The organism is Rhodococcus sp. YH1, from assembly GCF_009939605.1.
Classification (GTDB): Bacteria; Actinomycetota; Actinomycetes; order Mycobacteriales; family Mycobacteriaceae; genus Rhodococcus; species Rhodococcus aetherivorans.
On record NZ_WVTE01000012.1, the window covers coordinates 1 to 22,103 of the forward strand.

Sequence of the window (22,103 nt, forward strand, 5' to 3'; positions counted from 1 at the left end):
TTGCCCATCGCGCTGCGCAGGTAGCTCTTGACCGTCTCCGGGCCGACCGACAGCCGGTCGGCGATCTCGGCATTGGTGCATCCCAGTGCCACGTGCGCGAGCACGTCGGTCTCGCGCGGCGAGAGCACCACGTCGGTCGGTTGCGGGGCCGGGCCGCCGAGCGCCCCGGCCAGCCGGTCCGACAGCGCCCGCAGCTTGCGCTGCAGGCCGGCGTCCTCCACGGACTGGGCGAGGCCGCGCAGTTCCGCGTGCACGTCCCGGATCTGGGCCGCCGCGACCGGGTTCTCGGACGGCCGATCGAGGGAGCCGAGCAGCGCCAGCCGCCGGTCCACCTCGTCCCGGATGGCGATCTCGCTGCTGAGCCGGCGCGCCGCCTGCACGAACGCCCCCACCGCGCGATCGCCGAGCGGTGAGCACTCACGGATCGCGCCGTAGAGGACGGCGCGGGCCGCCCCTCCCACCATCACCGGCACCGCGAGGATCGACCGCAGCCCCTCGCTGAGCACGGGCCGGTCGAAGTGGTGGGTGATCGACGACGACCGGCCGTAGTCGGGCACCGTCGCCGGCCGGGCCCGGTCCACCACGAGGCCACCCAGGCCCGCCCGCGGCGGCACCACGACCCCCTCGAGGCCGTTCGTGCGGGTGCCGAAGAACTCGGTCAGGTGCAGGTTCCCGTCGCGGACCTCCCCGGCGAACACGACGGGAATCAGTGCCTCCGCCGCGGTGCGGCGGAGCTCGCCGCGTAGTGCGTCGCTGTCACGGGGACGAAGGAGAGGCGAGGTGCCGGCCGGCGCCATCGGTCACCCCTTTCCGGGGGTATCGGGACGTACTTGTGACTTGGATCATAAAGGAATCGATCCTCGGGACGTTCACCCCGGGGCGCTTCACGAGAGGACGGATTCGATGACCACCGAGACCACCGCGCGTGCGTATTCCGAGCAGGAGGCACGAGTGCGGGAACTGCTGGACCGCTACGACACCGCCGACGCGTGTGCCGCACAGCTGCTGTGCGACGGGCATCCCGCGGACGCCGTCGCGTTCACGGTGGTCGAGGCGGACCTGAGCGCGACCGATCTGACCTTCGGTTACCTGCGCGAGCAGTCCTCCCGCTTCGCCGCGGCCCTGGCCGACCTCGGCGTCGAGCCGGGCGACCACGTCGCCACCCTGATGGGCAAGTCCGCGGACCTGGTCGTGGCGCTGCTCGGCATCTGGCGCCGCGGTGCCGTGCACGTGCCGCTGTTCACCGCGTTCGCACCCCCGGCGATCGGTTTCCGGCTGCAGGCAAGCGGCACGAAGGTGGTGGTCTCGGACGCCGACCAGGTGGGCAAGCTCGCGCCCGGCGAGGACATCCCCGCCGACGCGCCCTGGCAGATCGTCGTCGCAGGTCACACCGAGGGCGGTGCCGCCGGCATCGGAGTGAGCTTCGCCGACCTGGTGGCCTCGCACGACGCGGACGATCCGCGCGGTGCCGCGGTCGCCGTCGGCGGGCACGGCGGACTCGTGCAGCTGTTCACCTCCGGCACCACCGGCACTCCGAAGGGCGTGCCCGTGCCGGTACGGGCGCTCGCGTCGTTCCACGCCTACCTGGACTTCGGCCTCGACGTGCGTGAGGACGACGTGTTCTGGAACGCCGCCGATCCCGGCTGGGCCTACGGGCTGTACTACGCGCTGCTCGCGCCGCTGGCCGCCGGGGTGCGCAGCCTGCTGCTGCATGCCGGGTTCTCCGCCTCCCTCACCTGGCAGGTGATGGAGAAGTTCGGGGTCACCAACTTCGCGGCCGCGCCCACCGTCTACCGCAGCCTGCGAGCGGACTCGGCGCCCGTGCCGGAGTCGATCTCGCTGCGCCGCGCGTCCTCGGCCGGCGAGCCGCTCACGCCCGACGTCGTGGCGTGGTCGGAGCAGACCCTCGGCGCGGTGGTGCGCGACCACTACGGGCAGACCGAGCACGGCATGTTCGTCGTCAACGCGTGGGCCGACGGGCTGCGCGAGGAGGTGCGGCCCGGGTCGATGGGCAAGCCGCTGCCCGGTTGGTCCTGCGCCGTGCTGTCCGACGACTCCGACGAGATCGCCGCCCCCGGCGTGCCCGGGCGCGTGGCGATCGACACCCACGCCAGCCCCCTGCTGTGGTTCACGGGTTACGTGGACGCCCCGGAGAAGACCGCGCAGCGGTTCACGGAGGACGGCCGCTGGTACCTCACCGGCGACGCCGGGCAGGTCGACGAGGACGGCTTCTTCTACTTCTCGGCCCGCGACGACGACGTGATCATCATGGCGGGCTACCGGATCGGCCCGTTCGACGTCGAGAGCGTGCTGGTGATGCACGAGCACGTCGTCGAGGCCGCCGTCGTCGGCATGCCAGATCAGCTGCGCGGTGAGGTGCTCGAGGCGTTCGTGGTGCTGCGCGACGGTGTCGACGGCACCGACGAGCTCGAGGCGGAGCTGCAGCAGCTGGTCAAGCGCAAGTTCGCGGCGCACGCCTACCCGCGGACCGTGCACTTCGTGCCCCAGCTGCCGAAGACGCCCAGCGGCAAGATCCAGCGCTACATCCTGCGCCAGGGCTGAGCCCCCGGGTGGGGGCGGTGCGGCCGCCGGGCCGCGTCGCCCCCCGCTGCGCGGGGCCTATTCTGGTGGGCATGCCTGTTCGCACCGCACTCGTCCCCGGAACCGTCTCGCCTGTCCGTGCCGTCCCCAACGGGATCGAGCGACCGGAGTACGCGTGGAAGCCGACGGCGAAGGAAGGTCACGAGCCGTGGGTGCAGACCCCGGAGACCATCGAGAAGATGCGGGTCGCCGGCCGCATCGCCGCGCAGGCACTGGCCGAGGCGGGCAAGGCCGTCGCGCCGGGCGTGACCACCGACGAGCTGGACCGCATCGCCCACGAGTACATGTGCGACCACGGCGCGTACCCGTCCACGCTGGGCTACAAGGGCTTCGCCAAGTCGTGCTGCACGTCGCTGAACGAGGTGATCTGCCACGGCATTCCGGATTCGACGGTGATCGAGGACGGGGACATCGTCAACATCGACGTCACCGCCTACATCGGGGGAGTGCACGGCGACACCAACGCCACGTTCCTGGCGGGGAACGTCTCCGAGGAGCACCGCCTGCTGGTCGAGCGGACCCGTGAGGCGACGATGCGGGCGATCAAGGCCGTCAAGCCGGGCCGGGCGCTCAACGTCGTCGGCCGGGTCATCGAGGCCTACGCGAACCGGTTCGGATACGGAGTGGTGCGCGACTTCACCGGTCACGGCATCGGCGAGACGTTCCACAACGGCCTGGTGATCCTGCACTACGACCAGCCGTCCGTCGACACCGTGCTCGAACCGGGAATGGTGTTCACGATCGAGCCGATGATCAACCTCGGCACGGTGGACTACGAGATCTGGGACGACGGCTGGACCGTGGTCACCAAGGACCGCAAGTGGACCGCCCAGTTCGAGCACACCATCGTGGTCACCGACACCGGGGCGGAAATCCTCACGCTGCCGTGACTCGGCCGGGTGCCGGCGGCGGCGCCGTGTCGCGTACCGTGCTTCGGCATGGAACCGACTGACGTGGCGATCCCGGCCGGCACCTTCACCGTTCGCATCGACGGCCCCGAGAGCCGGCACGCGGTGCTGTTGCTGCCCGGCGCCGGGGAATCCGCCGACGTCTACGACGCGGTGTGCGAGCGGCTGCACCGTTCGGATCTACGCACGTTCGTGCCCGAGACCATCGAGGGTCTCGACGTCGCGGGCGTGCACGCCCTGCTCGACGCCCTGAAGCTGCCGTGGGTGCACCTCGTCGGCAGCGGCGCCGGGGCGGAGCTGGCGTGGGCCGTCGCGTCGGGCCGGTTCGGCCGGTTCGCCAGCCTCGTCGTCGCCGACCGGGGCCATCCGGCGGTGCCGGACGCCGAGGGCATCGTGCGGGACGCGAACGCCGCCCCCGCCGAGGTGCCCACCACCGTGCTCGTGGGCAGCGCGGCGCGGCGCGCGGAGGCCGACGCCTCGATGCGGTACGTCCTGTCGGAGTTCCGCGTCGTCGAGCTGAGCGGGGTGGGCAACATCCCGGCCGAGGCGCCGGCGGAGCTGGCCAGCGCGATCGCCCTGCGCACCGGCAGCTGGTAGCAGCGGGCGGCTTCGCCGCCGGTGTGTCCTTCGGGAGGCCGGAACCGCCCGAAGGACGCACGCGGCCTACAGACCCAGCAGCGCGTTCTCGACCAGTTCCGGCAGGGCCGGGTGGATCCAGTACTGGCCGGTGGCCGTCTCCCGCGCGGTGAGACCGAAGCTCATCGCCTGGATCAGCGGCTGGATCACCGACGACGCCTGGGCGCCCAGGATGTGCGCGCCGAGCAGCTTGCCCGTGGCGCGGTCGGCGATCACCTTGCAGAAGCCCTCGGTGTCCTCCATCGCCCAGCCGTAGGCGACGTCGCCGTAGTACTGGATCTTCACCGCGACGTCGTAGCCCTGGGCGCGGGCCTGCTCCTCGGTCAGCCCGACCGTCGCGATCTGCGGGTCGGTGAACACCGCGGACGGCACGAAACGGTGGTCGGAGCGGCGCAGCGCGGAGGTGTCCCCGCCCCACGCGTCGTGGAGCAGGTTGTGCTGCACGACCCGGGCCTCGTGGTTCGCGACGTGCTTGAGCTGGTGCGACGACGAGACGTCACCGAGCGCGAAGACCCCGCGCGCGGTGGTCCGCTGGAACTCGTCCACGACGATCCGGCCGTCCTCGTGCAGCGCGATCCCGCCGGCGGCGGCGTCCAGTGCGTCCCCGTTGGGCGTACGTCCCACCGCGACGAGCAGCGCGTCGCCGCTGACGGTGGTGCCGTCGGCCAGGTCCACCTCGACGCCGTCGCCGACGGCGCGGAAGGCGGTCGCGGGGTTGGACAGGTGCACGTCCCACCGGTCGGTGGCCAGACCGGTGAAGTGCTCGGAGAGGTCGTGGTCGAGGTGCCGCAGCAGCTGACCGGTGCGGGCCAGCACCGACACCCGGGTGCCGAGGGCGGAGAAGACGTGGGCGAACTCCATCGCGATGAACCCGGAGCCGAGGATCACGAGCGACTCGGGCAGCTTCGGCAGCCGCATGATGTCGTCGTTGGTGTAGTAACGCACCCCGCCGTCGAGTACCTCCTGCGGGATCACGGGCCGCGCGCCCGCCGCGACGACGACCTGGTCGGCGGTGATGATCTCCCCGGTGCCGGTGTCGAGGGTGCGCTCGCCGACGAACCGGGCGTGCCCGCGGTGGACGGTGACATTCGCGCAGTCCTCCGTGCGGTAGCGCTCTCCGCCTGCCGCGATCGGGTCGATCCGGCCGAACACGCGGTCGACGATGTCGTTCCACCGGACCCCGTCGACCGTCGCGTCCACCCCGTACTTCGCGGCATTGCGCACGGTCTGCGCGACCTCCGCCGCGTAGACGTACATCTTGGTGGGGATGCAGCCGACGTTGAGGCAGGTGCCGCCGAAGGTGCCCTGCTCGAGGATGGCCACCTTCTTGCCGTCGTATCGCTCGTCGACGATCGAGTTTCCGGATCCGGTGCCGATGATGGCCAGGTCGTAGTGGCTCACTGTTCTCCCGTAGTCAGGTTCGCGCGGACGGTCACAGGGTTCTGCTGTGACCGTCCAACCAGTCCAGCCACAGATCCAATTCCCGGAATGCCACCTCGAGGACCTCCGGTGTGGAGAGGAACACATCGTGGCGGGCACCGGTGATCGGGACGATCGTCGTGCGGTCGCCCAGGCACCCGGCCCAGCGGGCGATCTGCTTGACGTCGAGGACCGCGTCGGCGGTGTCCACCGCGGGGTCGTACGCCGGGGCCCAGCGCGTGTCCTTCGACCGCAGGATCAGCGACGGGACCCCGACGTCGAGTCCGCGGTGCAGCCGCGCGTGGCCGCGACGGACCGCGCGGAGCCAGCCGAACGTGACGGGGAACCCGGCCAGCGGCTTCCAGTCCAGGTCGTATTCCCACTGGCCGTTGGCGTTCCTGTGCAGGCTCATCCCGTAGGTGTCCAGGCTCTGCCCCGGGATGACGGCTCGGCTGCGGACCCGGCCGACGGTGTCGACGGCGACGGTGCCGAGGCTGCGCAGGATCGAGGGCCCCTGCAGGTCGAACCACGGGCTGTTGAGGATCAGGCCCTGGATCCCGGCGCCGCCCGTGCCGCCGGGCCGGCGGTTCAGCCGGTCGAGCCACAGCGGCAGGACCAGCCCGCCGGTGGAATGCGCCACGAGGAGGATGCCGCCGCCGACCTCGCTCCGGACGACCCGCAGCGCCTCCTCGAGCTCGGCGTCGTAGTAGGTCAGGTCGGTGACGAAGTGCGGCGTCTGCTCCGGTTGCCGGGAGCGGCCGCACTTGCGCAGGTCCAGGGCGAAGAAGCGGTACCCCTGGGCCGCGAAGTGCTCGGCGAGGTGCTGCTGGAAGAAGTAGTCGGTGAATCCGTGCACGTAGATCACGGCACGGTCCGGGGCGGACTCGCCGCCGGGGTAGACGGACGGCTGATAGCGGACGAGGGTGGCGGTGACCTCGCCCTCGCCGTCCGGATCGGGGCCGAGAGGCAGCGTGAGCTGCTCGTATCCGTCGCCGAGGATATCGGGCATCCAAGTAGTCACGATCACACTGTATTGGTCACTACGCGGACCTGTCGTGGGGGCACAATTGGGTGAAGACAAACGCCGGACAACGCGCGGGTAACCTGTTCGTCGCAGTCGGCGCGGCCGCGACGTCGCCGGGATCCGCGAGTGCAGCGAGACCCGGCCGACGAGCACGGACGTGCACGGGACACTCACGCGGAGCAGTGCGGAACGCAACGGCGCGTGCGAACAGACAAGGAAGTCGATCCTCCAGTGTCAGAGAACGTGGTAGAGGCCAAGACCGATGTAGTGCTCGTGGGTGCGGGCATCATGAGCGCGACGCTCGGCGCAATCCTGCGCCGGCTGCAGCCCGACTGGTCCATCACCGCCTTCGAGCGGCTCGACGCCGCCGCGGCGGAGAGCAGCGATCCCTGGAACAACGCAGGCACCGGTCACTCGGCGCTGTGCGAGCTGAACTACACGCCCGCCAAGCCGGGCGGTGGCGTGGACATCACCAAGGCGATCAACGTCAACGAGCAGTTCCAGGTCTCGCGCCAGTTCTGGGCGTTCGCGGTGGACAACGGCATCCTCACCGATCCCAAGAACTTCATCAATCCCGTTCCGCACGTCAGCTTCGTCCACGGCGCCGACAACGTGAAGTACCTGCGTGCCCGCTACGACGCGCTGGCCGGGCACCCGCTCTTCGCCGGCATGGAGTACTCGGAGAGCCCCGAGTACTTCTCCGAGCGGTTGCCGCTGATGGCGCAGGGCCGTGACTTCTCCGAGCCCATCGCGCTGAACTGGACCCAGGACGGCACCGACGTCGACTTCGGTGCCCTCACCAAGCAGCTGCTCAACAACGTCGCCGCGTCGGGCGGCACCGTGCACTTCGGCCACGACGTGACCGACCTGGACAAGCAGTCCGACGGCAGCTGGATCGTCAAGGTCCGCAACCGCCGCACCGGCCAGGCCCGCAAGGTGCATGCCCGGTTCGTGTTCGTCGGTGCCGGCGGCGGAGCGCTGCACCTGCTGCAGAAGTCGGGTATCGCGGAGGCCAAGGGCTTCGGCGGTTTCCCCGTCTCCGGTCAGTTCCTGCGCTGCACCAACCCGGAGCTGATCGCCATGCACAGCGCGAAGGTGTACGGCAAGGCGGCCGTGGGTGCGCCACCGATGTCGGTCCCGCACCTCGACACCCGCGTGATCGGCGGCAAGCAGGGCCTGCTGTTCGGCCCGTACGCCGGCTGGTCCCCGAAGTTCCTCAAGAACGGCAAGCTCACCGACCTGCCCGGCTCGGTCAAGCCCAACAACCTGCTGTCGATGATCGGCGTCGGCCTCACCGAGATGGGTCTGACCAAGTACCTGATCGGTGAGCTGATGCAGTCGCCGCGCGACCGCATCGGCACCCTCGGCGAGTTCGTGCCGCGGGCCCGCATGGCGGACTGGGAGCTCATCACCGCCGGTCAGCGGGTGCAGGTGATCCGCCGCAAGGGTGCGGGTGGAGTGCTCGAGTTCGGCACCGCCGTGGTCAATGCCGGCGACGGCACGATCGCCGGTCTGCTCGGCGCGTCCCCCGGCGCCTCGACCGCCGTTCCGGCGATGCTCGACGTCCTCGAGCGCTGCTTCCCCGACCGGTGGACGGCGTGGCAGGACACCCTCAAGGAGATGGTGCCGTCCCTCGGGGTCAAGCTCTCGGACGACACCGCGCTGTTCGACAAGGTCTGGCGCTGGGGCACCAAGTCCCTGCAGCTCGATGTCGCCTCCGCGGTGGAGGCCACCGCCCCGGCGGAGCCGGCGACGGTCTGACCGCCCGTCCTCCGATGCGGCCTGCGAGGGTCTCGGCCGGGTCCGGCCCTCGCGGGCCGCGCCGTCCGCCGGAACGCCGTGGCGCCCGCGCCCCGGCGGGATACCCTGATCCCAGTCGCTGAGAGGGGCGGGGCTGTGGGCACCGGTATGGAACGGATCTGGCTCGACAGCTACGCCGAGGGGGTGCCGTCGGACATCGCACCCCCCGAGCACTCGCTGGTCGACATGCTGGAGGCGTCGGTCGCTCGGTTCGGGCCACGTCCGGCGCTCGAGTTCTTCGGCGCGGAACTGACCTATTCGCAACTCGGCGACCGGGTGCACCGTGCCGCGGAGGGGCTGCGACGGCTCGGCGTGCGCCCCGGCGACCGGGTGGCGCTCGTCCTGCCGAACTGTCCGGAGCACGTGATCGCGTTCTATGCGGTCCTGCGGATCGGCGGCGTGGTGGTCGAGCACAATCCGCTCTACACCGGCGAGGAGATGGCCCACCAGTTCGCGGACCACGGCGCCAGGGTGGCGATCGCCTGGGACAAGGTCTGTCCGCTGCTGCAGCGGATCGCCGGGGACACGGCCGTCGAGCACATCGTGGCGGTGAACATCACTCGTTCGATGCCGTGGTCCAAGCGGCTCGCGCTCACCCTCCCGGTCCCGAGAGCGCGCACGTTGCGGGACGCGCTGACGGGGCCGGCGCCGGGGACGGTTCCGTGGCAGCGGTTGCTGGCCGACGGACCCCTCGACCCGGAGCATCCGCGCCCCTCCGTCGGCGATCTGGCGGTCGTCCAGTACACGAGCGGCACCACCGGCACCCCGAAGGGCGCGATGCTCACGCACTCGAACCTCGGCGCCAACGCCGCGCAGGGCCGCGCCTGGGTGCCGGGGCTGGTCGACGGCGCAGAGGTCGTCTACGCGGTGCTGCCGATGTTCCACGCCTACGGGCTCACCCTGTGTGTGACCTTCGCGATGAGCATCGGCGCCCGTCTGGTGCTGTTCCCCAAGTTCGACGTGGATCTGGTGCTCGCCGCCGCGAAGAAGCACCCACCCACGTTCATGCCCGCGGTGCCGCCGATCTACGAGCGCCTCGCCCGCGCGGCCCGGGAGCGGTCGGTGGATCTGACGTCGGCGCGCTGGTCGATTTCCGGGGCGATGCCCTTGCCGACGGAGACACTGGAACTGTGGGAGGCGGTCACCGGGGGCGTGCTGGTCGAGGGGTACGGGCTGACCGAGACGTCGCCGGTCGCGGTCGGCAATCCCATCGGACTCGCCCGCCGGCCCGGTGCCGTCGGAGTTCCCTTCCCGAGCACCGAGATCCGGGTGGTCGATCCGGCCGACCCTGAGCGCGACGTCGAACCCGGGCAGCGGGGAGAGCTGCTGATCCGCGGACCGCAGGTGTTCTCCGGATACTGGAACAAGCCCGAACAGACGGCGGAGGCGCTGCTCGACGGCGGCTGGTTCCGGACCGGTGACATCGTCCAGGTCGACCGCGACGGATTCGTCACGGTCGTGGACCGGATCAAGGAACTGATCATCACCGGTGGCTTCAACGTCATGCCGTCCGAGGTCGAAGCGGCGCTGCGGCTGTTCCCGGGAGTAGTCGACGCCGCCGTGGTGGGTCTGCCGACCTCTGACGGCAGCGAGGAGGTGGTGGCGGCGGTGCTGGTCTCGGGCGACGACTTCGACCCCGAGGCGGCGCGGGAGCACTGCCGTTCGCGCCTGGCCGCCTACAAGGTCCCGCGGCGTGTGGTGGTGGTGGACGACCTGCCGCGGTCCCTGATCGGGAAGGTGCTCCGCCGGCAGGTCCGCGAGTCCCTCCTCGTCGGCTGAGTCCTTCGGACGCCGTGCGTGCCGGGCCTGCGGCGTCCCTCACGATGTTCGTACGGCGGATGGCGCCGCGATCGGCCCGGCCCGTAGTGTTTGTGCGTTCCCCGCAGCGTGATGCGCGTTGCACAGTGCCGAAAGATGGGAAGTGCCGGTGTCCAGTGCTGCCGATGACGAGACCAACTACCTGGTCGGGCTCAATTTGCGGGGCCGGCGAGTAGTGGTGGTCGGGGGCGGTACCGTCGCACAGCGACGGCTCGGTCTGCTCGTGGCCGCCGGTGCCCACGTGCACGTGATCACCCGTGCGGCGACACCCGCGGTCGAGGGCATGGCCACCGCCGGGCAGGTCACCCTGGAACTGCGCGACTACCGTGACGGGGATCTCGACGGCTCCTGGTACGCCATCGCCTGCACCGACGAACCGGACACCAACGCCGCGATCGTCGCCGAGGCCGAACGTCACCGCATCTTCTGCGTCCGGGCCGACAACGCCCGCCGCGGCACGGCCGTCACCCCGGCCACCGCCCACTACGACGGGATGACCGTCGGTGTGCTGGCCGGCGGCGACCACCGCCGCTCCGCGGCCGTGCGCACCGCGATCCGCGAGGCCCTGCAGTCCGGTGCCGTCGTCGCCGACGCCGAGCCCGCCCGCCCCGGGGTCGCGCTGGTCGGTGGCGGCCCGGGCGATCCCGACCTGATCACGGTCCGCGGGCGGCGCCTGCTGGGTCGCGCCGACGTCGTCGTCGCCGACCGGCTGGCCCCGCCGGAACTGCTCGCCGAGCTCGGCCCGCACGTCGAGGTGATCGACGCCGCCAAGATCCCCTACGGCCGGGCGATGGCGCAGGAGGCCATCAACCAGGCGCTGATCGACGGCGCCAAGGCCGGAAAGTTCGTCGTCCGGCTCAAGGGCGGCGACCCGTACGTGTTCGGCCGCGGCTACGAGGAACTCGAGGCGTGCGTCGCCGCCGGAGTGCCCGTGACCGTCGTCCCCGGCATCACCAGCGCCATCTCGGTGCCGTCCGCGGCCGGGATCCCCGTCACCCACCGCGGCGTCACTCACGAGTTCGTCGTGGTCAGCGGCCACGTGGCGCCCGACCACCCGGATTCGCTCACCGACTGGGGTGCGCTCGCCCGCCTGCGCGGCACGCTCGTGCTGCTGATGGCGGTCGAGCGGATCGAGCAGTTCGCCGCCGCCCTGCTCGAGGGCGGCCGGCCCGCGCAGACCCCGGTCACCGTGATCCAGGAGGGCACGCTGCGCACCCAGCGGGTGCTGCGCGCCGACCTGAAGACCGTCGCCGCCCGCGTCCGGGAGGAGCAGATCCGCCCGCCGGCCATCATCGTGATCGGGCCGGTGGCCGGGTTCGACATCGGGCCGGTGGCCGGGGTCGCCCCGGGCGCTCGGTAACGTTGATCCACATGGCCGAAACCTCCTCGCCCGTGAGCTACCCCGTCACCACGCGTGCGCTGGGCCTGGCGATCATCGTCCTCAGCGGTCTGCAGTTGATGGTCGTGCTCGACGGCACGGTCGCCAATCTCGCGCTGGCGCCGCTGCAGGAGGACCTCGGTCTGAGTGACGCGGGCCGCAACTGGGTGCTCACGTCGTACGCCCTGAGCTACGGGGGGCTGATGCTCCTCGGCGGACGTCTCGGCGACGCCTTCGGCCGCAAACGCATGTTCATCGCCGGCGTCGGCCTGTTCACCGTCGCGTCGCTGCTGTGCGGCCTCGCCGTCAACGAGGGCACCCTCGTCGCGGCCCGCGCGCTGCAGGGCGTCGGCGCCGCCGTGGCCTCGCCCACGGCCCTGGCGCTGGTCGCCACCACCTTCGCGCCCGGACCGGCACGCAACCAGGCGATCGCCATCTTCGCGGCCATGACGGGCGTCGGATCGATCGCGGGGCTGATCATCGGCGGCGCCCTCACCGAGGTGTCCTGGCGCTGGATCTTCCTGATCAACGTGCCGATCGGGATGCTGATCGTGAGCCTGGCGGTGGTCGCGCTGCGCGAGACCGCGGCCGAGCGGCTGCCGCTGGACGTGCCGGGCGCGGTGCTCGCCACACTCGGCTGCACCGGTCTCGTCTTCGGGCTCACCGAGGGCCCGGAGATGGGGTGGACCAGTCCTGCGGTGGTCGGCGCGCTGATCACCGGTACCGCGCTGCTCGCGGTGTTCCTCGTCGTCGAGCGCCGCGCCGAGAACCCGCTGCTGCCGTTCGTGCTGTTCCGCAACGCGGACCGGGTCGCGACGTTCGTGTCCATCTTCTTCGCCGGTGCCGTCATGTTCAGCCTCGCCGCGTTCGTCGCCCTGTTCGTGCAGGACATCCTCGGCTATTCGCCGCTGCAGGCCGGCCTGGCGTTCGTGCCCTTCGCCTTCGGCCTGGGCGCCGCCGCGGCGGTCGCGTCGAAGCTGGCGGTGCGGGTGCGGCCCCGCTGGCTGGTCGTCACCGGGGCGCTGATCATGGCGGTCAGCCTCCTGTACGGCTCGACGATGTCGCACACCGTCGCCTACCTGCCGACGCTGTTCGTCCTGGTGCTCGTCGTCGGGTTCGGGGTGGGCCTGGCCGTGGTGCCGCTGCCGCTGTGCGCGATCGCCGGCGTCGGCTCGCACGAGATCGGCCCGCTCGCGGCGATCGCCCAGGTGGCGCAGACCCTCGGCGGCCCCATCGGTCTGGCCGTGATCGGCGCGATGGCCACGTCGCGGACCCTGTCGCTGGGCGGCACGTCCGGCGCCGTCGCCGACATGGATCCCGGCCAGCTCTACGCGCTGGGGGAGGGCTACCTCTTCGCCCTCGTCGGCTGTGCGGTGTGCGCCGTGATCGCGGGTGCCGCGGCGCTGTTCATCCGCTTCACCCCCGAGCAGGTGGCGCAGGCCCAGGTGGCGGAGAAGGCGGCGCAGGGCGCGTAGCCCCGTACCGGCCCTGCCGCCGAGGTGTGCCCGGCCCCAGCGGCGGGGTAGCCGACGGACATGTTGTCGACCATCACCGAGTGGGTGCGGTTCCCGGCGACGTGGACCGCACGCGCGGTACGCGTGCGCGGGCACGAGCGGTACGTCGCCGCGCAGGCGCTGAAGTCGGCCCTCGCGGCGGTCCTCGCGTGGCTCGTCGCCGCCGAGTGGCTGACGCTGCCGCAGGCCTTCCTCGCCCCCTACGTCGCGGTGTTCCTCGTCGAGACCACGGTGTTCCGGTCCCTCCGGCAGGCGGTGGTGCAGATCGGAACGGTCGTCGCCGGCGTGCTGCTCGCGGCAACGGCGGAATGGCTGGTGCCGGGGCAGACGGCGGCGATCGGCGTCGTGGTGCTCGTCGGCTGGTTCGTCGGCCGCTGGCGGCGGTTCGGTTCGAACGGGATCTGGGTGGCGATCACCGCGTTGCTGGTGATCGCGACGGGCGCCGCCGGCAGCCCCGTGATGCTGGGGGAGCGGCTGCTCGAGACGGCGATCGGGGCAGCGTGCGGACTCGTGGTGACCGCGGCGCTGTTCCCGCCGGTCTACCCGGTCGGGGACGAACTCGGGGTACTCGCCCGTGAGGCCCGATCCCTGCTGTGTGACATGGCCGCCGGGCTGGGCGACGAGGCGGGTCCGGGGCCCGGGGGCTGGGTGCGTCGCACGGGGGAGATCGACCGGATGATGGACCGCGCGGCGGAGTCGTCGCAGTGGGCACGAGAGAGTGTGCGGCTCAATCCGCGCCCGATCGCGGCCCGGGTCCGGGATCAGGCCTCGGCCTCCGACGACGTCCTCGACCGGCTGTGGTACGCCGTGCCGGCGCTCCGCGAACTCGCCCGCGTGGCGGAGGCGGCGTCGGACGGCGTTCTCGACGGGGCGGACGACGCGGCGCGCTGCTCGGTGCCTGCTCTCCTGACAGCCCTGGCCGAGCTCGTGGACCGGATCGGGGACGCCGCCGCCGACCCCGCCCGATTCGCCGAACCCGTCCGATTCGACGACGCCTGCGGCGAGTGCGCCGACCGGCTGGCCGAACTGCAGCGATCGGCCGCCGGGTCCGCCGACCCTCGGGTGGCGGCCGTGCTCGGTAGCTTCTGGCACCCGGCGCACCGGTTCCTCACCGCGGTGCAGGAGACCCGGCGCGTGCCGCAGTCAGGTCAGGATCACCAGTTCGGTGGCTGACGCCACCTCGACCCGCAGGCCCGCCCGGGACGCGACGCGGGCGGCACCGTCGACGGCGGCCGGCTCCGCGCGGGTCAGTACGAGCGCGCGGGCCAGCAGGCCCTTGTGGTGCTTGTTGAAGTGACTGACCACCTTGCGGCTCCCGTCGGGCTGCTCGGTGAGCACGGTCGCGGTGACCGCGCCGGGGACGGGCCCGAGCTGCCGGTACACCCCCGACCGCAGGTCCACCACGAGCTGCCCGGCGGCCTCGGCGGCCAGGGCGCCGCTCAGCTCCGGCCGCCACAGCGACGCGAGGGTCCCGGCGCCGGGCAGCTTCGATCCGCCCGACAGGCGATAGGCCGGGATGGGATCGCCCGCGCGCACCGCGCCGAACAGGGCCGACCCGATCGCGAGTCGTCGGTGGGCCTTCTCCCGCTGCGCCCGGGTGAACGAGCCGGCGTCGAGGGCGTCGAACAGCACCCCGGTGTAGCGCGCGAGAGCCGGCCGGGTGGGCGAGACCCACAGCTTGGCGTTGCGTTCGATCTCGTCCGCCTGCGTGGGACCCAGGCCCAGGGCGAGGCTCGACGCCTCCGGATCCGCGGCCAGGTCGACGAGCGCCTGCACCAGCTCCTCGCGGGTCGCGGTCAGTTGCGGCATCGACAGCTCGCCCAGGTCGAGGGGCGCACCGTCGCCGCCGTCGGACTTGGTTTCGGAAGGAGGCAGAAGCACCAGCACAAGCGGTAACCGTACCGAGGTCGGTTCCGGGGCGGCAGGTAGGCTGCTCTCCCGTGATCACCCGCATGTCGCACCTGTTTCTCCGCACCCTCCGCGACGACCCGGCCGACGCCGAGGTCGCCAGCCACAAGCTGCTCGTGCGCGCCGGCTACGTCCGCCGCATCGCCCCGGGGGTGTACTCGTGGCTGCCGCTGGGTCTGCGGGTACTGCGGCAGGTCGAGCGTGTCGTGCGCGAGGAGATGAACGCGATCGGTGGGCAGGAGATCTCGCTGCCGGCGCTGCTGCCGCGCGACCCCTACGAGACCACGAACCGGTGGACCGAGTACGGCGACGGGTTGTTCCGGCTCCAGGACCGCAAGGGCGCCGACTACCTGCTCGGCCCCACCCACGAGGAGATGTTCGCGCTCACCGTCAAGGGTGAATACAACTCGTACAAGGATTTTCCGGTCACCCTGTACCAGATCCAGACGAAGTACCGCGACGAGGAACGTCCCCGTGCCGGCATCCTCCGCGGCCGCGAGTTCGTGATGAAGGACTCCTACAGCTTCGACCTCACCGACGAGGGCCTGGCCGAGTCGTACCGGGCACATCGTGACGCCTACGAGCGGATCTTCGCCCGACTCGGCGTGAAGTACGTGATCGTCTCCGCGACGTCGGGCGCCATGGGCGGCAGCGCGTCGGAGGAATTCCTCGCCGAGAGCGACGCCGGCGAGGACACGTACGTGCGCTGCCTCGAGTCGGGCTACGCCGCGAACGTCGAGGCCGTCGAGACCCTGGCCCCCGAGCCGGTTCCGTTCGACGGGCTGCCCGAGGCGGTGGTGCACGACACCCCGGACACCCCGACCATCGACACTCTCGTCGAGTGGGCCAACGGTGCGCTCGACCGCCCGGTGACCGCCGCCGACACCCTCAAGAACATCCTCGTCAAGACGCGGCGACCCGGCGGGGAGTGGGAACTGCTCGGCATCGGCATCCCCGGCGACCGGGAGGTCGACGACAAGCGGCTCGGCGCGTCGCTCGAGCCGGCCGAGTACGAGCTGCTCACGGACGCCGACTTCGCGGCCAACCCGTTCCTCGTCAAGGGGTATATCGGTCCGAAAGCGTTGCTCGACAACGGAGTTCGTTACCTCGTCGATCCGCGTGTCGGAAACGGCACGTCGTGGATCACCGGCGCCGACGAGCCCGGCAGGCACGTCGTCGGACTCGTCGCCGGGCGCGACTTCACCCCGGACGGGACCATCGAGGCCGCCGAGGTGCGCGACGGTGACCCGTCCCCGGACGGTGCGGGCCCGCTCGTGTCGGCGCGCGGCATCGAGATCGGCCACGTGTTCCAGCTCGGCCGCAAGTACACCGACGCCTTCGCCGTCGACGTGCTCGGCGAGAACGGCAAGCCGGTGCGCCCGACCATGGGTTCCTACGGCGTCGGTGTCTCCCGGCTCGTCGCCGTGATCGCCGAGCAGCAGCACGACGACAAGGGCCTGCGGTGGCCCGCCGAGGTCGCCCCGTTCGGGGTGCACCTGGTGATCGCGAACAAGGACGAGGCGGCCCGGGAGGGTGCCGAGAATCTGGCCGCCGAGCTCGACAAGGCGGGCGTCGAGGTGCTGCTCGACGATCGCAAGGCCTCGCCCGGCGTGAAGTTCAAGGACTCCGAGCTGCTCGGCGTGCCGCTGGTCGTCGTCGTCGGCCGCGGCTGGGCCGACGGCAAGGTCGAGCTGCGCGACCGGTTCAGCGGCGAGTCCCGCGAGGTGCCGGCCGATGCGGCCCTGAAGGAGATCCTCGGCGCGTAGTAGCACCCCCGGTGGCCCTCGGGATCGCGTGCGGGCCACCGGGGCACCACACTGATGCCATGGACGACTGGGAGCGCACCGACGCCTACCTGACCGACACCCTGATCGGGGCCGACCCTCAGCTCGAGGACGCGCTCGCGGCGAACGCCGCGGCGGGCCTGCCGCCGATCGACGTCGCACCCGTGCAGGGCAAGTTCCTGCATCTGCTGGCGCGGATCCGCGGTGCGCAGCGCATCCTCGAGATCGGCACGCTCGGCGGGTACTCCACCATCTGGCTCGCGCGGGCCGTCGGCGACGACGGGCGCGTGGTCACCCTCGAGTACGAGCCCCGGCACGCCGAGGTCGCGCGCGCCAACCTCGATCGCGCCGGCGTGGGGGAGCGGGTCGACATCCGGGTGGGCGCCGCCCTCGACACCCTGCCGTCCCTCGAGGGCGGGGCCCCGTTCGACCTGGTGTTCGTCGATGCGGACAAGGAGAACAACCCGCACTACGTGCGGTGGGCGCTGCGGCTCGGCCGCCCCGGCACCGTCATCGTCGTCGACAACGTGATCCGCGGCGGTTCGGTCACCAACGCCGATCTCGACGACGAGCGGGTGCGCGGCGCCCGAGAGGTGCTGGAACTCATGGCCACCGACCCCCGGCTCGACGCGACCGCGCTGCAGACCGTCGGCGCAAAGGGCTGGGACGGCTTCGCGATAGCGGTCGTGACCGACTGAGCACTTCGCCCGCGGCGGTCGGCGCGAGCGGATGCCGCGGCGTCCCGGTCGAGGTCAGGGCTGCCCGGGCAGCGCGACGGACGGCGGGACGACCCCGAGGTTCGCGCGCCACCGGGCCGCCCGCATCGCGGACTCGGTGAGCGCCTCGATCGCCGCCCCGCGGGTGTGCTCGCTGCGTGCCCGCTCGACGACGGAGCGCCACGCCACCGCGACATCGGTCTCGATCTGCACCGCCAACTGTGCGGCGGAAACCGCGTCGGTCACCGGGAAGGGCGTCGTGTACCCGGCGGCCGCGGTGGGCGGGGTGACGGCGGCGGCCCGCAGCGCGTCCGTGGTGGCGTCGCGCCGGGCCCGGTGGGCGGCGGTGTCCGCCGACACCTCGGCCGCGCGGGCGGGATTGGAGAACGCGGCGACGATGCCGTAGCCGAACACCGCGGCGTACTCGGCGTTCACCGCGTCCACGAGGGCCTGCTGCTCGACGCCCAGCGACTGTGAACTCACGGCAGCAGCACCCCCTTGTGCACGGCGCACGCGGCGCTGATCGAGGCGAGCAGGCCCGCCCGGTAGCCCTGCAGGGTGCGGGCCAGGTCCGCGGCGGCGCGCTGGGAGCCGTTCAGTCGCTCGCGCAGCAGGTCGAGGGTGGGTGGATCCGCGGCCGGGGCCACGGTCGTCGTCGTGGTGGTCGACGCCGTGGTGGTCGACGCCGGGTCGGCCCCGGCGAGCCGCGCCACCTCGGCGTCGAGGACCTGGGCGTGGGTCGTGCGCTCGGCGCCGACGGCATTCAGGGCGCCCGCCCGGTCGGGGAGCAGCGCGACGAGCAGACCGGCGGTCGCGGCGTCGACGCGCGCCCGCTCGGCCTGGGCGATCAGGGGATCGACCTCCCCGGCGCCGTCGTCCGTGCCGGCGCCGCACCCGGCGACGGCGAGCGCACCGACGCCGCCGAGCGCGGCGCCGGACCAGCGCAGCACGGTGCGTCGGGACACGGGCGGTGAGGATGCGGGCGTCGGCACCGCACCATCGTGCCAGCCCGGTCCGGGCGGATCCGACGGTGGTCGGGCCGCGGGGGGTTGGTCACGGGAGCGCCGGATGCGCGATACCCTTGAATACCTGCCGGTCCGCTCGTGCGCCGGCATGACGTCCGCTGCGATCACAACTGAACGAGGAGCCTGTCGCGATGCCGGTGCCGCCCCCGGAGAGAATTGCCGAACTCGTCTCCGGCCCGATCGAGCGCGAGGGATACGACCTCGAGGACGTGGTGATCACGTCTGCGGGCAAGCACAGCACGGTGCGGCTGTTCGTCGACAGCGACGCCGGGTTGAGCCTCGACGAGGCCGCCCGCCTGAGCACCCTGGTCTCCGAGGCGTTCGACGCCGTCTCCGATTTCGGCGAGTCGCCCTACGTGCTCGAGGTGACCAGCCCCGGCATCGGCCGCCCGCTCACCCGCGAGCGGCACTGGCGCCGGTCCCAGGCCCGCAAGGCCCGGATCGAACTGGACGACGAGACGATCGTCGGCCGCATCGGCGAGCTCGTCGGGGACGAGGTCCGGATCGTCGTTCCCGGCCGCAGCGGGCCCTCGGTGCGGGCGATCCCGCTCGCGGAGGTGCGCCGCGCCGTCGTCGAGGTGGAGTTCAACGCGCCGAATCCGCGCGAACTCGAGCTCGCGGGCGGCCTGCCGGACGGCCGGGTGCGTGCCGGCGAGATCGCCGAGGGCGACGGCGACGACCCGGACGACGAGAGCGGCACGGACTACAACGGCACGGACGAAGTGAAGGTGGACAAGTGAATATCGACATCGCAGCCCTGAAGGTCCTCGAGGCCGACAAGAACATCCCGTTCGATGCGCTGATCGAGACGATCCAGACGGCCCTGCTCACGGCCTACCGGCATACCGACGGGCACCAGCCGCACGCGAGTGTCGACGTGGACCGCCGGACCGGTGCCGTGCGGGTGATGGCGCAGGAGTTCGACGCGGACGGCAACCTCGTCTCCGAGTGGGACGACACCCCGGAGGGCTTCGGTCGCATCGCGGCGACCACCGCCCGCCAGGTGATCATGCAGCGCATCCGCGATGCCGAGCACGAGCAGCGGTTCGGGGAGTTCGCGACGCACGAGGGCGAGGTCGTCGCCGGCGTGGTCCAGCGCGACACCCGCGCCAACGCCCGCGGCATGGTCGTGGTGAAGATCGGCGCCGAGACCACCGGCACCGAAGGGCTGATCCCGCCGGCCGAGCAGGTGCCCGGCGAGACGTACGAGCACGGCGACCGGATCCGGTGCTACGTCGTCGGGGTGTCGCGGGGGCAGCGCGGCCCGCAGATCACCCTGTCGCGGACGCACCCCAACCTGGTGCGCAAGCTCTTCGCCCTCGAGGTGCCGGAGATCGCGGACGGGTCGGTGGAGATCGTCGCCGTCGCGCGGGAGGCCGGCCATCGCTCCAAGATCGCCGTCCACTCACGGGTGCCGGGATTGAACGCCAAGGGCGCGTGCATCGGCCCGATGGGGCAGCGGGTGCGCAACGTCATGCGCGAACTCGGTGACGAGAAGATCGACATCATCGACTTCGACGAGGATCCGGCGAAGTTCGTCGGTAACGCGCTGTCCCCCTCGAAGGTGGTATCCGTCACAGTCGTCGACCCCGACGCGCGCGCCGCGCGGGTCGTCGTTCCCGACTACCAGCTGTCCCTCGCGATCGGCAAGGAAGGGCAGAATGCCCGGCTGGCCGCGCGGCTGACCGGGTGGCGGATCGACATCCGTAGCGATGCCGCGGCCGGCGGTCCGGCGTCGGCGGGATCGCCCGCGACAGGCAGATAGGCGTGGAATGCACGGTTCCGGCCCGATCAGCGGTAGAGTGGTCGATGGCTCAGCATGAGCTGCCCTCGGCCGACCGAGAGCGCACCGGTCCGGTGCGCACCTGTGTCGGGTGTCGGCAGCGGGTGCTGGCTGCCGATCTGCTGAGGGTTGTGGCGCGGGCGACGGAGCCGTCAGGCTTCGTGCTGGTGCCGGACCCGGGGCGGAGGATGCCCGGTCGGGGCGCGTGGATGCACCCCGATCCGGAATGCCTCGGTCAGGCGGAACGGCGTCGAGCATTCGGCAGAGCGCTGCGGGTGTCGGGAACAATCGACCCGTCTGCGCTTGTTCAGCTGGTCGGGGTCCGGAACGAGGAGGACTCGGCGTAGCGATACGCGCCGGACCGGGGACACCAACTCTGAGAAGAACAGGTACAAGCACTCATGAGCACACCGTGAAGCACCAGCGATGAACGTCCATCGGAGATAACCCGAGGTCGTGCGGGCACCAGCCGCTCGACCTCATCAGTGAGGAGAGCAGTGGCAGGCAAGGCCCGTGTACACGAGTTGGCCAAGGAACTCGGTGTCACCAGTAAGGAACTTCTCGCCCGTTTGAAGGAACAGGGCGAATTCGTGAAGTCGGCGTCCTCGACGGTCGAGCCGCCGGTCGCGCGTCGACTGCGCGAATCTTTCGCGAAGGCGAACGGCGACGGCGCAGCTCCGTCGGCGGCAGCCCCCAAGCCCGGGGCGCCGCGCCCCGGTCCCCGTCCGGCAGCGCCCGCCCAGGCCGCGCCGGCACCCGCCCCGGCCCCGAAGCCCGAGGCCGCAACCCCCGCGCCGAGTCCGGCTCCGGCTTCGCGCCCCGCCGCACCCGGCCCCAAGCCCGGCGCTCCGCGCCCGGCTGCCCCGAAGCCGGCCACCCCGCAGGCTCCGGCCGCGCAGGCCGCGCCGCAGGCTCCGGCCCCGCAGGCTCCGGCCCCGCAGGCTCCGGCCCCGCAGGCTCCGGCCCCGCAGGCTCCGAGCGCCGGCCCCAAGCCGGGCGGTCCCCGTCCCGGCCCGAAGCCGCCGCGCGTCGGCAACAATCCGTACTCGTCCGCACCCGCGGAGCGGCCCGCGCCGCGTCCGGGCGCGCCGCGTCCGGTTCCCGGTCAGGGTCGCCCCGCGGCCGGTCCCGGCGGTGCCCGTCCGGCTCCCGGTCAGGGTCGCCCCGCGGCCGGTCCCGGCGGTGCCCGTCCGGCTCCCGGTCAGGGTCGCCCCGCGGCCGGTCCCGGCGGTCCCCGTCCGGCTCCCGGCCAGGGCGGTCCCCGGCCGTCCCCCGGCTCGATGCCCCCGCGTCCGAACCCGGCCGCGATGCCGCAGCGTGCTGCGCGTCCCGGCCCGACCGGTCGTCCCGGCCGTCCCGGCGCGCCCGGCGGACGTCCGGCCGGCGCTGGTGGCGGCGGCGGTTACCGCGGTGGCGGTGGCGGTGCTCCCGGCGCCGGTGCCGGTGCCGGTGCCGCCGGTGGTTTCCGCGGTCGTCCCGGTGGCGGTGGCGGTGGCGCCGGCCGTGGTGGCCGCGGCGGAACCGCGGGTGCCTTCGGTCGTCCCGGTGGCGCTCCGCGCCGTGGCCGCAAGTCGAAGCGGCAGAAGCGGCAGGAATACGATTCGATGCAGGCACCGTCGGTCGGTGGTGTGCGGCTGCCGCGCGGCAACGGCGAGACCATCCGTCTCGCCCGTGGCGCGTCGCTGTCCGACTTCGCGGAGAAGATCGACGCGAACCCGTCGGCCCTGGTCCAGGCGCTGTTCAACCTCGGTGAGATGGTCACGGCCACTCAGTCGGTGAACGACGAGAC

At 72.1% G+C, this 22,103-nt stretch carries 20 protein-coding genes; 14 read left to right on the top strand and 6 right to left on the bottom strand.

The window, feature by feature from the left end; all coding sequences use genetic code 11:
• Positions 1-797: LuxR C-terminal-related transcriptional regulator (locus AIIKEEIJ_RS01470; protein WP_161994773.1), on the bottom strand; the 797-nt coding region annotated here is incomplete at its 3' end.
• Positions 798-903: 106 nt separating this feature from the next.
• Here AIIKEEIJ_RS01470 and AIIKEEIJ_RS01475 point away from each other — a divergent pair.
• From AIIKEEIJ_RS01475 to AIIKEEIJ_RS01485, 3 genes are all read left to right on the top strand, one after another.
• Positions 904-2,562 (top strand): AMP-binding protein, encoded by a 1,659-nt coding sequence (locus AIIKEEIJ_RS01475; RefSeq protein WP_161994774.1) that lies wholly within the window; start codon positions 904-906, stop codon positions 2,560-2,562.
• A 71-nt stretch (positions 2,563-2,633) separates the two neighbouring features.
• Positions 2,634-3,491 (top strand): type I methionyl aminopeptidase, encoded by an 858-nt coding sequence (gene map / locus AIIKEEIJ_RS01480; protein ID WP_029543248.1) that lies wholly within the window; start codon positions 2,634-2,636, stop codon positions 3,489-3,491.
• A 48-nt stretch (positions 3,492-3,539) separates the two neighbouring features.
• On the top strand, positions 3,540-4,106 hold the full coding sequence (locus tag AIIKEEIJ_RS01485) for an alpha/beta fold hydrolase (protein ID WP_202916422.1): 567 nt from the start codon (positions 3,540-3,542) through the stop codon (positions 4,104-4,106).
• Positions 4,107-4,172: 66 nt separating this feature from the next.
• On the opposite strand, the gene mtr is transcribed toward AIIKEEIJ_RS01485, so the two are convergent.
• Both mtr and AIIKEEIJ_RS01495 read right to left on the bottom strand, forming a co-directional pair.
• On the bottom strand, positions 4,173-5,546 hold the full coding sequence (gene mtr, locus AIIKEEIJ_RS01490; RefSeq protein WP_161994775.1) for a mycothione reductase: 1,374 nt from the start codon (positions 5,544-5,546) through the stop codon (positions 4,173-4,175).
• A 31-nt stretch (positions 5,547-5,577) separates the two neighbouring features.
• Positions 5,578-6,585, bottom strand: a complete 1,008-nt coding sequence (locus AIIKEEIJ_RS01495; RefSeq protein ID WP_029543255.1) for an alpha/beta hydrolase — start codon at positions 6,583-6,585, stop codon at positions 5,578-5,580.
• A gap of 234 nt (positions 6,586-6,819) precedes the next feature.
• Here AIIKEEIJ_RS01495 and mqo point away from each other — a divergent pair, with 234 nt between their 5' ends.
• The 5 genes from mqo (at position 6,820) to AIIKEEIJ_RS01520 (ending at position 14,271) form a co-directional block, all read left to right on the top strand.
• Positions 6,820-8,349 (top strand): malate dehydrogenase (quinone), encoded by a 1,530-nt coding sequence (gene mqo / locus AIIKEEIJ_RS01500; RefSeq protein ID WP_072635112.1) that lies wholly within the window; start codon positions 6,820-6,822, stop codon positions 8,347-8,349.
• A gap of 135 nt (positions 8,350-8,484) precedes the next feature.
• Positions 8,485-10,167: a long-chain-fatty-acid--CoA ligase gene (locus AIIKEEIJ_RS01505; protein ID WP_161994776.1), complete on the top strand. Its 1,683-nt coding sequence runs from the start codon at positions 8,485-8,487 to the stop codon at positions 10,165-10,167.
• Positions 10,168-10,309: 142 nt separating this feature from the next.
• A complete protein-coding gene (gene cobA, locus AIIKEEIJ_RS01510) occupies positions 10,310-11,566 on the top strand; it encodes a uroporphyrinogen-III C-methyltransferase (RefSeq protein ID WP_443217086.1) in 1,257 nt (418 codons plus the stop codon).
• 11 nt (positions 11,567-11,577) lie between these two features.
• Positions 11,578-13,059: an MFS transporter gene (locus tag AIIKEEIJ_RS01515; protein WP_006937416.1), complete on the top strand. Its 1,482-nt coding sequence runs from the start codon at positions 11,578-11,580 to the stop codon at positions 13,057-13,059.
• A gap of 60 nt (positions 13,060-13,119) precedes the next feature.
• Positions 13,120-14,271, top strand: coding sequence for an FUSC family protein (locus AIIKEEIJ_RS01520; protein WP_161994778.1), 1,152 nt, complete (start codon positions 13,120-13,122; stop codon positions 14,269-14,271).
• Here AIIKEEIJ_RS01520 and yaaA read toward each other — a convergent pair.
• On the bottom strand, positions 14,242-14,985 hold the full coding sequence (gene yaaA, locus AIIKEEIJ_RS01525; protein ID WP_161994779.1) for a peroxide stress protein YaaA: 744 nt from the start codon (positions 14,983-14,985) through the stop codon (positions 14,242-14,244). The genes AIIKEEIJ_RS01520 and yaaA overlap by 30 nt on opposite strands.
• Positions 14,986-15,038: 53 nt before the next feature.
• On the opposite strand from yaaA, the gene AIIKEEIJ_RS01530 reads away from it, so the two are divergent.
• Together AIIKEEIJ_RS01530 and AIIKEEIJ_RS01535 are read left to right on the top strand one after the other, a co-directional pair.
• Positions 15,039-16,772, top strand: a complete 1,734-nt coding sequence (locus AIIKEEIJ_RS01530) for a proline--tRNA ligase (RefSeq protein ID WP_006937413.1) — start codon at positions 15,039-15,041, stop codon at positions 16,770-16,772.
• A gap of 59 nt (positions 16,773-16,831) precedes the next feature.
• The gene (locus AIIKEEIJ_RS01535) at positions 16,832-17,488 is read left to right on the top strand and encodes a class I SAM-dependent methyltransferase (RefSeq protein ID WP_161994780.1); all 657 of its coding nucleotides are present in this window, start codon (positions 16,832-16,834) and stop codon (positions 17,486-17,488) included.
• Positions 17,489-17,542: 54 nt separating this feature from the next.
• On the opposite strand, the gene AIIKEEIJ_RS01540 is transcribed toward AIIKEEIJ_RS01535, so the two are convergent.
• Both AIIKEEIJ_RS01540 and AIIKEEIJ_RS01545 read right to left on the bottom strand, forming a co-directional pair.
• Positions 17,543-17,989 carry a DUF4439 domain-containing protein gene (locus AIIKEEIJ_RS01540; protein WP_161994781.1) on the bottom strand — a complete coding sequence of 149 codons (447 nt, stop codon included), beginning with the start codon at positions 17,987-17,989 and terminating at the stop codon, positions 17,543-17,545.
• Positions 17,986-18,498, bottom strand: a complete 513-nt coding sequence (locus AIIKEEIJ_RS01545) for a hypothetical protein (protein WP_029543274.1) — start codon at positions 18,496-18,498, stop codon at positions 17,986-17,988. The genes AIIKEEIJ_RS01540 and AIIKEEIJ_RS01545 overlap by 4 nt, the downstream gene beginning before the upstream one ends.
• 164 nt (positions 18,499-18,662) lie before the next feature.
• Between AIIKEEIJ_RS01545 and rimP the strand changes: the two genes are divergently transcribed.
• The 4 genes from rimP to AIIKEEIJ_RS01565 all read left to right on the top strand — a co-directional run.
• Positions 18,663-19,271, top strand: a complete 609-nt coding sequence (gene rimP / locus AIIKEEIJ_RS01550; RefSeq protein ID WP_006937409.1) for a ribosome maturation factor RimP — start codon at positions 18,663-18,665, stop codon at positions 19,269-19,271.
• The gene (gene nusA / locus AIIKEEIJ_RS01555; protein WP_006937408.1) at positions 19,268-20,296 is read left to right on the top strand and encodes a transcription termination factor NusA; all 1,029 of its coding nucleotides are present in this window, start codon (positions 19,268-19,270) and stop codon (positions 20,294-20,296) included. The genes rimP and nusA overlap by 4 nt, the downstream gene beginning before the upstream one ends.
• 44 nt (positions 20,297-20,340) lie before the next feature.
• Positions 20,341-20,661 (top strand): YlxR family protein, encoded by a 321-nt coding sequence (locus AIIKEEIJ_RS01560; RefSeq protein WP_072635117.1) that lies wholly within the window; start codon positions 20,341-20,343, stop codon positions 20,659-20,661.
• A gap of 150 nt (positions 20,662-20,811) precedes the next feature.
• Positions 20,812-22,103, top strand: a 1,292-nt coding sequence (locus tag AIIKEEIJ_RS01565) for a translation initiation factor IF-2 N-terminal domain-containing protein (RefSeq protein ID WP_338020891.1), incomplete at its 3' end; no start/stop codon positions are given.

Excerpts from the sequence above, each read along its gene's own strand:
- AIIKEEIJ_RS01475 (WP_161994774.1), top strand. The coding sequence starts at position 904 with ATGACCACCGAGACCACCGCGCGTGCGTATTCCGAGCAGGAGGCACGA.
- map (WP_029543248.1), top strand. The coding sequence starts at position 2,634 with ATGCCTGTTCGCACCGCACTCGTCCCCGGAACCGTCTCGCCTGTCCGT.
- AIIKEEIJ_RS01485 (WP_202916422.1), top strand. The coding sequence starts at position 3,540 with ATGGAACCGACTGACGTGGCGATCCCGGCCGGCACCTTCACCGTTCGC.
- AIIKEEIJ_RS01515 (WP_006937416.1), top strand. The coding sequence starts at position 11,578 with ATGGCCGAAACCTCCTCGCCCGTGAGCTACCCCGTCACCACGCGTGCG.
- AIIKEEIJ_RS01520 (WP_161994778.1), top strand. The coding sequence starts at position 13,120 with ATGTTGTCGACCATCACCGAGTGGGTGCGGTTCCCGGCGACGTGGACC.
- AIIKEEIJ_RS01535 (WP_161994780.1), top strand. The coding sequence starts at position 16,832 with ATGGACGACTGGGAGCGCACCGACGCCTACCTGACCGACACCCTGATC.
- rimP (WP_006937409.1), top strand. The coding sequence starts at position 18,663 with ATGCCGGTGCCGCCCCCGGAGAGAATTGCCGAACTCGTCTCCGGCCCG.
- AIIKEEIJ_RS01560 (WP_072635117.1), top strand. The coding sequence starts at position 20,341 with ATGGCTCAGCATGAGCTGCCCTCGGCCGACCGAGAGCGCACCGGTCCG.